The sequence below is a fragment of the Pseudomonas salicis genome (assembly GCF_057128705.1).
Window position 1 is genome coordinate 705,708 of the sequence record NZ_JBSKHU010000003.1, and the last position, 14,184, is coordinate 719,891.

Consider the following 14,184-nt stretch of genomic DNA (forward strand, 5'->3'; position numbering starts at 1 on the left):
GCTGACCGATTAATGCTCGGGCGACAAGTGTTTTGCTGTTTTCCGTGATCAGACCGACAAGAGGCCATCCCACGATGATCGCCCAACTCTCGCCCGCATTGCCTGCGAGCCAGTACCCCGAGTTTCTCGACGCCCTGCGCGCCAGCGGCTTCCGTGGCGAACTCAGCGCCGACTACGCCACCCGCACGGTGCTGGCGACCGACAACTCGATCTATCAGCGATTGCCCCAGGCGGCGGTCTTTCCGAAAGATGCCGAGGACGTCGCGCGCATCGCCACGCTGATGGCCGAGCTGCGTTTTCGTCAGATTAAGCTCACGCCCCGAGGCGGTGGCACCGGCACCAACGGCCAGTCGCTGACGGACGGCATCGTGGTCGATCTGTCCCGGCACATGAACACCATTCTGGAAATCAACGTTGAAGAACGTTGGGTTCGCGTGCAGGCCGGTGTGGTCAAGGACCAGCTCAACGCAGCGCTCAAGCCCCACGGCCTGTTCTTCGCGCCTGAGCTGTCGACTTCAAATCGCGCCACGGTTGGCGGCATGATCAACACCGACGCCAGCGGGCAGGGCAGTTGCACCTACGGCAAGACCCGCGACCACGTGCTGGAACTGCACAGCGTGTTACTTGGCGGTGAACGTCTGCACAGCCATCCGATCTCCGATGACGAACTGGACGTTGCCTGCGCCCAGTCGGGTCGCATCGGCGAGGTCTACCGCACGGCGCGGCAGATCCAGGAAACCCAGGCTGAGCTGATCGAGTCGATCTTCCCCAAACTCAACCGCAGCCTGACTGGCTACGACCTCGCGCACCTGCGGGATGAAGAAGGGCGCTTCAACCTCAACAGCGTGCTGTGCGGCGCCGAAGGGTCGCTGGGCTATGTGGTCGAGGCCAAGCTCAACGTGCTGCCGATCCCGAATTACTCGGTACTGGTGAACGTGCGCTACAGCAGCTTCATGGACGCCCTGCGTGACGCCAATGCCTTGCTGGCGCACAAGCCGCTGTCCATCGAAACCGTCGACTCCAAGGTGCTGATGCTGGCGATGAAAGACATCGTCTGGCACAGCGTCGCCGAGTATTTTCCGGCCGCTGCGGACCGTCCGACCCTCGGCATCAACCTGGTGGAATTCAGTGGCGATGACATGGCTGAGGTCAACGGCCGGGTCGCGGCATTCGTCGAACACTTGCAGGCCGACACCACCATAGAGCGCCTTGGCCATACCCTGTCCGAAGGCGCGGCGGCGGTGAACAAGGTCTACACCATGCGCAAGCGTTCGGTGGGCTTGCTGGGCAACGTCGAGGGCGAGATTCGTCCGCAGCCGTTCGTGGAAGACACCGCCGTGCCGCCGGAAAAACTGGCGGACTACATCGCCGAATTCCGCGCGCTGCTGGACAGCCACGGCCTGGCCTACGGGATGTTCGGCCACGTTGATGCGGGGGTGCTGCACGTGCGTCCGGCGCTGGACATGAAAGACCCTGCGCAGGCCGCGCTGGTCAAGCCGATTTCCGACGCCGTCGCCGCGCTGACCCAGCGTTACGGTGGCCTGCTGTGGGGTGAACACGGCAAGGGCCTGCGGTCCGAATACGTGCCTGCTTTCTTCGGCGAACTGTACCCGGCGCTGCAATCGCTCAAGGGCGCGTTCGACCCGCACAACCAGCTCAATCCTGGCAAGATCTGCACCCCGCCGGATGCCCCGGAAGGTCTGCTCAAGGTCAACGAAGTCACCCTGCGTGGCGACCTCGACCGGCAGATCGACGAGCGTGTCTGGCAAAGTTTCGGCACCGCGGTGCACTGCAACGGCAACGGCGCCTGCTACAACTTCGACCCCAACGACGCCATGTGCCCGTCGTGGAAAGCCACCCGCGAACGTCAGCATTCGCCGAAAGGCCGGGCGTCGCTGATTCGTGAATGGCTGCGCTTGCAAGGTGCGGCGAACATCGACGTGCTGGAAGCGGCGAAAGGCAAAGCCAACTGGATAAAAGGCCTGCCCGCGCGCCTGAGCAACAACCTCAAGCGGTCCCGAGGTCAGGCGGATTTCTCCCACGAAGTCTACGACGCCATGGCCGGGTGCCTGGCCTGTAAATCCTGCGCCGGGCAGTGCCCGATCAAGGTCAACGTGCCGGAATTCCGCTCGCGTTTCCTGGAGCTGTACCACGGGCGTTATCAGCGTCCGCTGCGGGATTACCTGATCGGCTCGCTGGAATTCACCATCCCGTACCTGGCCCACGCGCCGGGGCTGTACAACGCAGTGATGGGCTCGAAATGGGTGAGCGGCCTGCTTGAACGCCACGTCGGCATGCTCGACAGCCCGTTGATCCATCGCTACAACCTGCAAAGCACGCTGACCCGCTGCAACGTTGCGGTGGCCAGCGTCCCGGCCCTGCGCGAACTGAGCGACGAGCAGCGTCAGCGCAGCGTGGTGCTGGTGCAGGACGCGTTCACCCGTTACTTCGAAACGCCGCTGCTGGCGTCGCTGATTCAGCTGGTGCATCAGTTGGGCTACCGCGTGTTCCTCGCGCCGTACAGTGCCAACGGCAAGCCGCTGCACGTGCAGGGCTTCCTCGGCGCTTTCGCCAAGGCCGCCGTGCGCAACGCCACCCAACTCAAGGCGCTGGCCGATTGCGGCGTGCCGCTGGTGGGGCTGGACCCGGCGATGACCCTCGTTTATCGCCAGGAATACCAGAAAGTCCCAGGCCTTGAAGGCAGCCCCACCGTGCTGTTGCCGCAGGAGTGGCTGATGGACGCGTTGCCGGAATCCGCTACCGAATCGTCAACGGGCACCTTCCGTCTGATGGCCCACTGCACCGAGAAAACCAACGTCCCGGCCAGCACCTCGCAATGGGAAAAAGTCTTCGCGCGACTGGGCCTGAAACTGGTCACCGAAGCCACCGGCTGCTGCGGCATGTCCGGCACTTACGGCCACGAAGCGCGCAACCAAGACACCTCGAAGACCATCTTCGAACAGTCCTGGGCGACCAAACTGGACAAGCCGGGTGAGGCGCTGGCGACGGGGTACTCGTGCCGAAGCCAAGTCAAGCGTCAGGCGGACCGGGAGCTGCGCCACCCGCTGGAGGTGGTGCTGGAGCGGCTGTTGGCGAAATGATGAGTGCATCAATGGCGTGAGCCGCTCGCGCCATGGATGCTGTTCGTTGCCGACCGTTTGGGCTTTAAGCATTGTACCCGCCGTCCGCGTCGATGATGCTGCCGGTGATGTACGACGCTGCGGGGCTGGCCAGGAACAGGATTGGCGCGACCACTTCTCGCAACTCACCGTAACGGGGGAAGCACAGTCGCGAAATGAACGGTGCCAAGGCATCCCGCATATGGGCGTTGAGGTCGGTCTTCATGAACCCGGCGTGCACCACGTTCACCGTGATGTCTCGTTCGGCCAGGTCTCGCGCCACGCCTCGGGCGTAGCCGTCTATCCCCGCCCTGAGCGCTGACAGATCCGACGCCCCTGCGAACCCGACCCGCGTGCCGAGATTCGAACCGATCATGACGATCCGGCCAGCGTCGCTGATGACTTTCGAGGCAGCGCGAACGGTGGCCATGAAGCCGGTCAGGTTGGTCGCCCAGAAACGTTCGAAGGCTGCGGCGTTGCGCTCGGGGTCATCAACGGTCCCGACTTCATCGATGGAGGCGTTATTGATCAGAATGTCGAGACGGCCGAACCTCGCCATGACGTCATCGATCAATTGTTCCGCCGCTGTCACGTCGGCCTGATCCGCCCTGAACGCTTCGCCTTGCACCCCTGTGCCTTGATCCGGGCGACCACCTCCTGCGCCTTTTCTTGCGAATTGACATAGCTGACGGCGACGTGGACGCCTTGCTCCGCCAGTGCCTTTGCCGTTTCGGCCCCCAGACCCCGTGATCCGCCCGTCACCAGTGCCACTTTTCCGCTCAATGTCTTCGTCATGCTCGATCCCGCGATAGTTGAATGCATGCGCACGGTTGCGCTCGATCCAGCCTATCGGCGAGGTCCCGGCTCGATAATGGCTTGCGCTCCGATAAGCGTTATCGCGCTGGGGAATAAATCAATTTGCGACATCGCTCGGCGGGGCGGGGCGCAGATGGGCGGCCAGGGCTTTCAGGCTGTCGCGGGTCGCGGCGAGAATCTGTTCTGAGCGTTGAGGGTCAGTGCGCTTGGTCGCCCGCGCCAGGGCAACGCTGCCGACCATGCTGCTCATGAAGAACAGCGCAATGCGGCGGGCGTCCTCGGGGGCAATATCTCCGACCAGCGTCTCCTCCAGCAGAGCCGTCATGTCGTCGAACCCGAGGGTGAAGGTCTGTTGGGTGCCAGCGTCCTGACTCTTGATTTCACAGGTGTAGGCCGACATCGGGCAGCCGTCGGCGACGTTGTCGACATGCTCGGCGGACACGTAAGCGTCAATGAGGGTGCTCAAGTCGTCAGCGCCAGAGCCCTTCATCGCGACCCATTCATCGTGGCACCGGTCCAGCGATTGCTGACACGCTGCCTGGGCCAACAGGCTCTTGGATTTGAAATGGCGGTAGAAGCCACCTTGGGTCAACCCGGCTTCCTCGCTGATCTGGGCGACCCCAGTGGCGGCAAAGCCTTGCACTTGAAATAGCCGGGACGCAGCGGTCACCAACGCCTCACGATTCAAACCGGTTTGTTCTCTTGAGACTTTCACGCAGGCTTCCTGTGGGTGTTTTTGAAAGTGATCACATTCAATAGCTAATATTGCGAGTGATCACTATCATAAATGCCGCTCGGAAATTCCCCCAACCTTCTTCTCAGGACATCTCACATGAAAGCGATCCAGATCACAGCGTACGGCGATCCCCTGTCGGGTCTCGAATGGGTCGACATGCCTGAGCCCGCCGCGCCGGGGGCCGGGGAGGTCTTGATCGGGGTCGAGTATGCACCGGTCAACCACAATGACCTGCTGCTGTTCGGGGGGAAATTTCCGGTGCATCCGCCATTGCCCAGCGTGGTGGGTAACGAAGGCGTGGGTATCGTCATTACGGTGGGACCGGGCGTCGATCAGGTGAAGGTGGGCGACCGCGTCACGCCACCGCTGTACAGTTTCACCTGGCGTGAACGCATGGTCATTCCCGCTGAAGGGCTGTTTGCCCTGCCCGTGGAGTTGGACCTTCAACAATTGGCCATGCTGCGCATCAATCCCCCGACCGCCGCGTTGTTGCTGAGTGAATTCGTCGATCTCCAGCCGGGCGACTGGGTGATGCAGAACTGCGCGAATTCCGGCGTTGGCAGGGCGGTGATCGCCATCGCCAAAGGGCGCGGTTTGCGCACGGTCAACTTCGTACGTCGCCCCGAGCAGGTGGCAGAAGTGCAAGCAGCAGGCGGCGATATCGTGCTGGTGGACGAGGGCGACGCCCCTGAGCGCGTCCAGGATCTGGTCGACGGCGGCAATGTCCGGCTGGCCCTCGACGGCATCAGCGGCACCGCGAGCGCTCGCCTGATCAGTGCGCTCTCCACCGGTGCTTCGTTGGTCAATTACGCGCAGATGAGTGGCGACATGTCGGCGCCTGGTGACTTCCGCCCCCTCATGCGCAAAAGCATCACGCTGCACAATTTCTATCAGGCCAAGCCCGGTTATCGATCGAAGATTCCGGGCATCCTCCAAGAGGCCGTCGAGCTGATCCGCACCGGAAAACTCCACGTCCCGGTCTCGGCGGTGTATCCGCTGGCAGAAGTGATGCAGGCCATCGAGCACACGCGCCGGGGCGGCAAGGTGTTGCTGGACATCGGCGGGGCACGCTGACGCCTTTCAAAACGGATGAGACGGAGGAACGTGAGCCGGGTGGACAGATTTGCAGCGCTGGAAATGTTTGCGCGAGTGGTGGAGCTCGGCAGTTTTTCGAAGACGGCCATTGAGCTGTCGGTCAGTCAGTCGACCGTCAGCAAGCAGATGAGCGATCTGGAGAATCATCTCCAGATTCGACTGCTATCGCGCACCACTCGACGGCTGTCTTTGACCGAGGCGGGGGAGGCGTTTTATGCCGACGCCAAATCGATCCTCAGTCAGTACGCGAGGGCTGTGGGAGATGTCGTCCAGGCCGGACAAACGCCCTCTGGAACCTTGCGGATCGCCACGCCGGTCCTGTTCGGACGCAAGCACCTGACCCCACTGCTGCCGGTTTTTTTCGAGCGCTATCCGGAGATAGTGGTCGAGCATGTCCTTAGCGATTCAACGATGGACCTGGTGCGCGACGGGATCGATCTTTCCATTCACATCGGCGAGCTAAAGGACAGCTCTCACCATGGGCGCAAGCTAGGGATGTTGCAACCGGTGACCGTTGCCTCGCCCGCCTTTCTGAAAGACAGGCCAGCGATCCTACATCCGCGTGACCTCGTGTCGGTACCGTGTTTGATTGATCTGGGCCAGCTTGCGCCGTTCGAGTGGCCGTTCCGGGAGTCAACAGGCGAACCCTGCTTGATCGCAGTGAACGGCCCTTATCGGGTGGATGTTTTCGAGGCGCTCTGCGAGGCCGCGATCGCCGGGCTCGGTGTGCTGCGTGCACCGCTGTCGGCCTGCGGGGAAGATCTCCGGGCGGGGCGTCTGGTTCGGCTCCTGACCGAGTTCGACCCTGGTTTCGTACCGATTCATGCCGTGATGCCAGCGTCATCGTGGATTCCGCAGAAAACCCGGGTCATGGTGGATTACCTGATCGAGACGTTTCCGCGCAATCCCTGGCTCAGATGCCCGGAGTGATCTTCGGGCGGTCCGGAAACGCTTGCATCGCCACCTGCACGATCTCCAGCAACTGCTTGGGCGTCGCGCCATCCCTTGCGTGAACCGCAAGACCTCGGGAGAGTGCATTCAGATAACCCGCCAACGCTTGCACATTGGTGTCAGCCGGCACATCGCCTTCGTCGATACCGCGCTGGATGCGCTTTTCCATGGCTTGTCGCGCCGCAGTCCGATGCCGAGTCATCATGCCGCGCACCGATTGCAGCGCCGGGGGCACGTGCACCGACGCCACGGAAATCATGCAGCCAGCGGGTAGGTCGTCGCGGGTGAACTCTGTCGCCGTGGTTTCCAGAAGCCGGGTAAAGGCCGTTCGCGCATCGGTGTTCTCGTTCAGTATCCCGATGAACCATTCTCCCGATGCCGTCAGATAGGCGTCCGTGGCCTCGGCGTAAAGCTGTTCCTTGCTGCCGAACGCGTTGTAGAAGCTCGACGCGCTGATCCCCATCGCTGTAATCAGGACATCGAAGGACGTGCCCTCGTAGCCCGACTCCCAGAACAGCCTCATCGCCCGCTGTACAGCCGTCGTCCGATCGAATGCAGAAGGGCGTCCACGGCTGCGTTTCTTCGGTTCCGCTATTTTTGGTTCCATCGCTCCAATATTCCTTGACGGGGAGAATTTCGAGGGCCTAGTATTGCATATCGGAGTGATCGCTCCAATAAATAACCATCCCTTATCCCGGAGTTGAAAAACATGATTGACGAAAACGGTCCGCACTACTTTGTCGCCTTCCAGACCCCTGGCCCGAACTGGGTAAAGGGCGTGAAATACAACGAACAACCCGAGTTCATGACCCACGTTGGCTACATGATGCAACTTCAGGAAAAAGGTTTGACCGTCCTGAGCGGACCGTTCATGGAAAAGGCGGGCGGGCTGAATGGCGTGTTAGCCGATGGCGGCATGACTATCTTCAAGGCTGCAGACCTTGAAGAGGCGATCCGGATCGGCAAGGAGGACCCTACCGTCAAATCCGGCATGTTGAACGTGGAAGTGAAAATGTTCTGGGTGCCATTCCATACCTGAGCCGGGGCTCAGGACGGCAACAACGAGGAAAACAGTTCGGACTGGGTCTTGATCCCGAGCTTGCTGTAGATGTGTCGCCGGTGGGTTTTCACGGTGTCCACCGAGATGTCCCGTAGGTCGGCGATGCGCTTGCTGGAGTGCCCGCTGAGCATCAGTTGGCAGATGTCGAACTCTCGCGATGTCAGCGTCGCCTTGAGGTTTTCCAGCCCTTGATGGGACGGCACCCGTGGCGGATGGGGGTCGTGGTGGCTGTGAAGCAAGCGCTGACGAATCAGCGCTTCCATCCACGGTTGGAACAGCGCCAGGTGCGCGACTTCGTCCTGGGTGATCGGCGTGCGCGAGCCGAACGACAGGCAGACCAGCTGCCGATCATCAATGCGGCAATTGAACTGAATCTCGTCGGCGACCACGTTCAGGTGAAAATAGCGCTGGTAATACTCGGTTTGCGCGAAGCAGTCCGGCGCGACATCCCGCAATTGAAACAGACCACTCTGCGCCTGTTCGCAGTTGACCCGGTAGAACGGGTCGATCAGATAGATGCCCCCCAGATAATCCTGAAACAGCGGGTCCGGCCCGCCATCTTCGGCGGGCGACTCGTCGAGCAGGTATGGGCGCCCGTCCTTGAACAGCAGCGCGACCCAATTATCGAACCGCAGCACGTCGCTGACCCGGCGCACCACGGTCTGCCAGAAGTTTGGCTGATCGATGGCGCCAATCAGAATCCCGAACGTGCGATGCCAGGCGATTTCCTGCAACGTTGGCGGCGTGCTCATTGTCACTCCTTGGGATTACCCATGACGTGTGATTACCCCGTGGGCGGCAAGGGCTGATAATACCTGACGACAGGTGGTCGGCGGCGACCGGCATGCAGGAGTGAAAGATGAATGTAGAACTGGCCCAGGTCACCGGGCGTGACGGGGATGTGGCGTACAACCTTGAACGCACGTTGGCCTTGATCGAGGCGTGCGCGGCGGACACCGAGCTTCTGGTGTTGCCGGAAACCTACCTCACAGGCTTTCCCACGAAAGACAACGTGGCGCAGATGGCCGAGCCCCTCGACGGCCCGACGCTGACGCGGGTTCAGCAGGCGGCGACGGCGCGGGGCATTGCGGTGGCGGTGGGGTTTGCTGAAGTGCACGACGGGCGCTTTTACAACACCACGGTGCTGATCACCCCCGAGCAGGGCATTGTGCTGCATTACCGCAAGACCCATCTGTGGTCCGGCGAGCGAGACGTGTTCGACGCCGGTGACCGGCTGTCCACGGTGATGTGGAAGGGTATTCGGGTGGGGTTGTTGATCTGCTACGACATCGAATTTCCCGAGACGGCGCGGGCGCTGGGCCAGCTCGGCGCGCAACTGCTGATCGTCACCAACGGCAATTTCGACCCCTACGGCCCCACGCACCGCACCTGCGTAATGGCGCGGGCACTGGAAAATCAGGCCTTCGCGGTGATGGTCAATCGCGTGGGGCAGGGCGACGACGGGCTGGTCTTCGCCGGTGGCAGCGCGGTGGTCGATCCCTTTGGCGACCTGCTGGTGGAAGCCGGTCGCGACGAAGCGACACTCAGGCTCACCCTCGACCTGAACCTGCTGGACAAGGCCCGCGAACCCTACGTCTACGACCGTCACCAGCGCCTGCGGCTGAGCGGTGACGTCATCGACAGCGGCGACCGGCGCGACCTGATCATCGGTTCGTGATCCCTCACGGCCCCGCCATTCCTTCCGGAGAACACCACTGACCCGCAACCGCTGACCCCCAATAATCATTAGCTGTCACTTTCTTTGCCACTGCCAAACATCCGGCGCCTCGCGCGCAAACGACTAAAAAGATAATCGGAGACGTTAATGGCTCATTTGAAACGCACTTTATCCCTCGGCACATTGGTCATCTTCGGCGTCGGCCTGATGACCCCCATCATCGTCCTCGGCACCTTCGGCATTCTCGCCCAATCCAGCGGCGGGCACGTGCCCATGGCCTACCTCGCCGCGCTGGTGGCGATGCTGTTGACCGCCATCAGTTACGCGCACATGGCCAAGGCCTTCCCGGTGTCGGGGTCTTCGTACACCTACGTGAGAAAGGCCATCGACGCCCGATTGGGCTTCATGACCGGCTGGGCGATCCTGCTGGACTATCTGTTCCTGCCGATGGCGATCTGGCTGATCGGCACCGCTTACCTCAATTCCGCGTTTCCCGATGTGCCGCAATTCATCTGGCTGCTGGCGTTCATCGCCCTGACCACGGTGATCAACATCCTCGGCCTGAAACTGGCGACGGCAGTGAACATCCTGCTGTTGCTCCTGCAGGTATTGATTCTGGCGGCGTTCATCGTGCTGTGCGTTCACTACACGCTGGGCGATCCCACTAAACCCTTGTTCACCCTGGCGCCGTTCGCCGGCGGTGGCGTGCAGTGGTCGATGATCATGAGCGGCGCGGCGATCGCGTGTTATTCCTACCTCGGCTTCGACGCAGTGAGCACCCTGACCGAAGAAACCCACGATCCGGAACGCAACATGCCACGGGCGATTCTGTGGGTGACGCTGATCGGTGGACTGATCTTCGTCGGCACATCGTATGTGGTGCAACTGGCTCAACCGTCGCTGCAATTCGCCAACGTCGATTCGGCGGCCTACGAGATCGCGAAAAACATCGGCGGCGACCTGTTCGTGTCGATCTTTCTGATCGGGCTGGTGATCGGACAATTCACTTCCGGCATCGCCGCCCAGGCCAGCGGTTCCCGGCTGTTGTACGTGCTGGGCCGCGACGCGGTGCTGCCGAAGGCGTTCTTCGGTTACCTGTCCCCACGCTTCGGCACCCCGGTCGGGTGCATCCTGCTCAGCGCTGTCGTCGCCTTGCTTGCCCTGAAAATGGACGTCACGACGTCCACCTCATTCATCAACTTCGGCGCGTTCCTGACCTTCATTCTGGTCAACCTGTCGGTGATCTTTCACTACTGGATCGCCCAGAAACGCCGTGGCCTGAGCGCTGTGCTGTTGTATGTGCTGCTGCCGCTGGCGGGGATGGTCGCTGACCTGTGGCTGATGTTCAGCCTGGACTCCAACGCGGTGGAACTCGGGCTGTCGTGGCTGGCGATCGGGTTCGTGTATTTGATGTATTTGACAGGTGGACTGCGTCGGCAGCCGCCAGAGTTGACCCTGGAAGAGGCGATGTGACCTGTAGCGTTGGCTATTAACGAGCGGAGGTCAGTCGGTGCAATGACCGTCTGGACCTCCGTCGTCGCTGCCGTCGTTTCACTCCGGCAGTTTCGCAATCACCTTGATCTCGAAATCGAACCCATATAACCACGTCACGCCCACGGCCGTGATCGTCGGATGCGGCGCAACGCCCCAGAATTCGGGCACGACTTCCCAGATTGCTTCGAATCGCTTCTGCGGGTCGACGATGAACACGGTCACGTCGATGACGTCGTCGAAGGTGATGCCAGCCTCTTTCAAAATCCCATTCAAGTTATTGAACGCTAATCGCACCTGCGCTTTCAGCTCAGGCTCAGGCGAGCCATCTTCGCGGCTGCCGACCTGGCCAGACACGAACAGAAAGCCATTGGATTTGATCGCCGGGGAGTAGCGGTTGCGCTCGTACAGCGCCTGGCGTCCAGGTGGGAAAACAACGTCGCGAACAGTCATGTGCAGCCTCCATCGGTGGGTCAGTGATGACCCGTAATTAACGATGAAGTGACTGTAAAGGCCTTGCACGCCACCGATAAACGAGCAACCTTGTTCAGCACTGTTTGGTAATCCCAAACAATCTCTCTCGTTTTCGGAGTCGTCATGGACCGTTTCGACGCAATGCAGGCGTTCGTTCGTGTGGTCGAAACCGGCAGTTTCACCAAAGCTGCCGGGACGTTGCACATGAGCAAAACCACTGTCACTCAGCTCGTTCAGCAACTGGAAGCGCGGCTGCGGGTGAAGTTGCTCAACCGCACCACGCGCAAGGTGAACGTCACTGCCGATGGCGCGGTGTACTACGAGCGGGCGGTGCGGGTGCTGGCCGACGTGGACGACGCCGAGACCAGCCTGTCCGGCGCTGCCACCGTGCCCCGAGGCCGGTTGCGGGTGGACGTCCCGAGCCCGTTTGCGCGGTTCATTCTGGTCCCGGCGCTGCCGGGATTTCAGGCGCGCTACCCGGACATTCAGATCGACCTGGGCGTGAGCGATCGCATGGTCGATCTGATCGGCGAAAACGTCGATTGCGTGGTGCGCGGCGGCGAGCTCACCGATCAATCGTTGATGGCCCGCCATATCGGCGACCTGCAATTGGGTGTCTACGCCGCGCCGGATTACCTGCAACGCAACGGCACGCCCACCCACCCCCGGGAGCTGGAAGAGGCGCATCACCGCATCGTCGGGTATCGCTGGGCGCGGACGGGCAAGCTGTTTCCGATGACCTTGCAACGGGGTGACGAAGCCGTTCAAGTGCAGAGCCGCCACGGCTTGGTGGTGGACGACGGCAACGCGTACATCACAGCCGGTCTGGCCGGATTGGGCGCACTCTGGCTGCCCGTTTACATGGCGGAAAAATCCCGGGCGCAGGGTGAACTGATCCCGTTGTTCGAGGACTGGACGTTGAGCGTGATGCCTATGTACGTGGCCTATGCGCCCAACCGGCACATCAGCCTCAAGCTGCGGGTGTTCATCGACTGGATTGTCGAACTGATGGCCGAGCAGGGCGGCGTGACGCTGTAACGCGGGTGAAACACCCGGATGACCGCTCAAGTTTCTTTGCTCGACGGCCCTTGCGGCTGGTTATTCACCTGCTAAGTTCAACATACGGCAGCCCGTCAGGCAGCGCGGTTCGTGGCCTCTCCGAACCCGTGCTCCCCGGCCTGACGTAGCACCAGCAGACTCCTGCGCAGTGAGCGTTTGCAGAGTTTTGGGTCAGCGTTTCGTAAGCGACAGAGGAAACGTCATGCCTGACCCGCATGCTCCCGGAGGCTGGTTTGTCCGGCATCTCTCCACTTGGACCCATCACCTGCCTGCGGCGCTGGTCGTCGCGGCATTGGTGGGGGTCTTCCATCATGACCTGCATTGGCTCGACGCCATCGACGGCTACGCGTTCTTCGGCATTGGCAACCTCACGGCCAAAGACGCCGCACTGGAATTGGGCAATACGCCAACCGTCGCCGTGGTGCTGATCGACCAGAAAAGCCATGAAGACTATTACCGGGAACGCAATCCGCTGAATCGCTGCGAGCTGAAGAAGGACCTCGAAGCGATTTACGCACTGGGCCCGGCGTTGCTGGTCGTCGATCTGGACCTGTCTCCCGCGTTGCCGTTAGCCGGTGCGGCGGGTATCGAGGACAGGCGCTGCGAAGAGTCGCTCAAGCAGCTCTTCATGCAACAGCGCCCGACGCGTACTGTGCTGATGGAACCCTTCGAGCTACTGGACGTCGAGGGTCAGGCCAACACCGACCGTTGGCGTGAGGACCTGGCGGGCTTTGTCTCCTTCGCCGACCCTACGCTCAAGGTCAGTTACGGTCTGGTCACTCGCCAGGCGTGCACCCCGCAATCGATGGCAGCCACCGCGTTCGAGCGTTACACCGATCCTTCCACACGCCCTCACAACTGTCTGGAAGAGGGCGAGCATGCGTCGTTGATCATCAATCCCGGTCAATACGGGACGGGCCTGCGGGCGATTCCGCTGGGCCAGATGCCTTCCCGCCAGATCGACAGCCGCCGCAACGCCCGCACCCATTTCGAACCTCTCTATCGTTTACCGGTGGTGTTCTTCGGCAGCGGGTTTGGGGAAGACGACACCTATTCAACGCCGTTGGGAACGATGTATGGGGTTGAGGTTCACGCTGCGAGTTTCATGTCGTTATTGCAACCCACGACGCCGTTCAAATCATTTCTCGGCTTTGTGCTCGACCTCTTTCTGGGCCTGCTCATGGGCGGGCTCATTGAATGGTCCTGGCATCGTTATTTTGCCCTGCGTTTCAGCAGCCGCGCCCGCGATCGGCAATGGGCGCCTTACGTCATCATCTTCCTTGGCGTGGGCTTCATTCTCCTGGTCTTCGCCCTCACCGCCGCATCGTTCGGCCTGCTGCGCCACTTCAATCTCTGGCTTTCGCCCATTCCCATCGCGCTGGGCATGCTGATCGAGAGTTTCTTCAACAGTGCCGTCGGCGCAGCGGTGGGCGAGGGCTACGAGCAACGCCAGGCGCTGGTCCACCGCCTTCGCGTGGCCCATGAAAAAGGGACTGAGTCATTCGCCCGCGAAGTCTCTCGGGAGGCCGAGCAACGCCCCCGACACGACCACGGCCTGCGGGAGCGGGCGGCCCGGTTTTTCTACAAGGATTTCCAGCGCCTGTGGATGAGCGGCCAATACCTCGCCTGGGTGTTGCTGCTCATTCGCCGACTGGCGTTTTTCGGCCTGATTTTTCTGCTGATCAGGCAACTGCATCACTCCTGA

Annotated in this window: 12 protein-coding genes and 1 pseudogene; 8 read left to right on the plus strand and 5 right to left on the minus strand. The window is 61.4% G+C overall.

The features are described 5' to 3' along the window. Positions 1 to 74 precede the first annotated feature (74 nt). Complete coding sequence (ydiJ, locus tag ACWKWE_RS13935; RefSeq protein WP_483850835.1) at positions 75 to 3,101, plus strand: D-2-hydroxyglutarate dehydrogenase YdiJ; 3,027 nt, start codon at positions 75 to 77, stop codon at positions 3,099 to 3,101. Positions 3,102 to 3,165: 64 nt separating this feature from the next. Here ydiJ and ACWKWE_RS13940 read toward each other — a convergent pair. Then, a pseudogene (locus tag ACWKWE_RS13940) lies at positions 3,166 to 3,941 on the minus strand (SDR family NAD(P)-dependent oxidoreductase). Between the two features lie 91 nt (positions 3,942 to 4,032). Then, on the minus strand, positions 4,033 to 4,650 hold the full coding sequence (locus ACWKWE_RS13945; protein ID WP_483850836.1) for a TetR/AcrR family transcriptional regulator: 618 nt from the start codon (positions 4,648 to 4,650) through the stop codon (positions 4,033 to 4,035). 117 nt (positions 4,651 to 4,767) lie between these two features. Between ACWKWE_RS13945 and ACWKWE_RS13950 the strand changes: the two genes are divergently transcribed. Further along, positions 4,768 to 5,745: a zinc-dependent alcohol dehydrogenase family protein gene (locus tag ACWKWE_RS13950; RefSeq protein ID WP_483850837.1), complete on the plus strand. Its 978-nt coding sequence runs from the start codon at positions 4,768 to 4,770 to the stop codon at positions 5,743 to 5,745. Between the two features lie 30 nt (positions 5,746 to 5,775). Then, entirely contained in the window at positions 5,776 to 6,696 is a 921-nt protein-coding gene (locus tag ACWKWE_RS13955) for a LysR family transcriptional regulator (protein WP_483850838.1), read from the plus strand. Here ACWKWE_RS13955 and ACWKWE_RS13960 read toward each other — a convergent pair. Next, positions 6,680 to 7,324, minus strand: coding sequence for a TetR/AcrR family transcriptional regulator (locus ACWKWE_RS13960; protein WP_483850839.1), 645 nt, complete (start codon positions 7,322 to 7,324; stop codon positions 6,680 to 6,682). The genes ACWKWE_RS13955 and ACWKWE_RS13960 overlap by 17 nt on opposite strands. Before the next feature lie 102 nt (positions 7,325 to 7,426). Here ACWKWE_RS13960 and ACWKWE_RS13965 point away from each other — a divergent pair, with 102 nt between their 5' ends. Then, complete coding sequence (locus ACWKWE_RS13965) at positions 7,427 to 7,756, plus strand: YciI family protein (RefSeq protein ID WP_483850840.1); 330 nt, start codon at positions 7,427 to 7,429, stop codon at positions 7,754 to 7,756. A gap of 8 nt (positions 7,757 to 7,764) precedes the next feature. Here ACWKWE_RS13965 and ACWKWE_RS13970 read toward each other — a convergent pair whose 3' ends face one another. Beyond that, positions 7,765 to 8,529 (minus strand): helix-turn-helix transcriptional regulator, encoded by a 765-nt coding sequence (locus tag ACWKWE_RS13970; RefSeq protein WP_166597369.1) that lies wholly within the window; start codon positions 8,527 to 8,529, stop codon positions 7,765 to 7,767. A 107-nt stretch (positions 8,530 to 8,636) separates the two neighbouring features. Here ACWKWE_RS13970 and ACWKWE_RS13975 point away from each other — a divergent pair, with 107 nt between their 5' ends. Both ACWKWE_RS13975 and ACWKWE_RS13980 read left to right on the plus strand, forming a co-directional pair. Then, positions 8,637 to 9,455: a carbon-nitrogen hydrolase family protein gene (locus ACWKWE_RS13975; RefSeq protein WP_166597370.1), complete on the plus strand. Its 819-nt coding sequence runs from the start codon at positions 8,637 to 8,639 to the stop codon at positions 9,453 to 9,455. 147 nt (positions 9,456 to 9,602) lie between these two features. Further along, the gene (locus ACWKWE_RS13980) at positions 9,603 to 10,928 is read left to right on the plus strand and encodes an APC family permease (RefSeq protein WP_483850841.1); all 1,326 of its coding nucleotides are present in this window, start codon (positions 9,603 to 9,605) and stop codon (positions 10,926 to 10,928) included. Positions 10,929 to 11,006: 78 nt separating this feature from the next. Here the strand turns inward: ACWKWE_RS13980 and ACWKWE_RS13985 are convergent, their stop codons facing one another. Further along, complete coding sequence (locus ACWKWE_RS13985) at positions 11,007 to 11,399, minus strand: RidA family protein (RefSeq protein WP_166597373.1); 393 nt, start codon at positions 11,397 to 11,399, stop codon at positions 11,007 to 11,009. A 144-nt stretch (positions 11,400 to 11,543) separates the two neighbouring features. On the opposite strand from ACWKWE_RS13985, the gene ACWKWE_RS13990 reads away from it, so the two are divergent. Together ACWKWE_RS13990 and ACWKWE_RS13995 are read left to right on the plus strand one after the other, a co-directional pair. Then, complete coding sequence (locus tag ACWKWE_RS13990; protein ID WP_483850842.1) at positions 11,544 to 12,458, plus strand: LysR family transcriptional regulator; 915 nt, start codon at positions 11,544 to 11,546, stop codon at positions 12,456 to 12,458. Positions 12,459 to 12,681: 223 nt separating this feature from the next. Beyond that, on the plus strand, positions 12,682 to 14,184 hold the full coding sequence (locus ACWKWE_RS13995; RefSeq protein ID WP_166597375.1) for a CHASE2 domain-containing protein: 1,503 nt from the start codon (positions 12,682 to 12,684) through the stop codon (positions 14,182 to 14,184).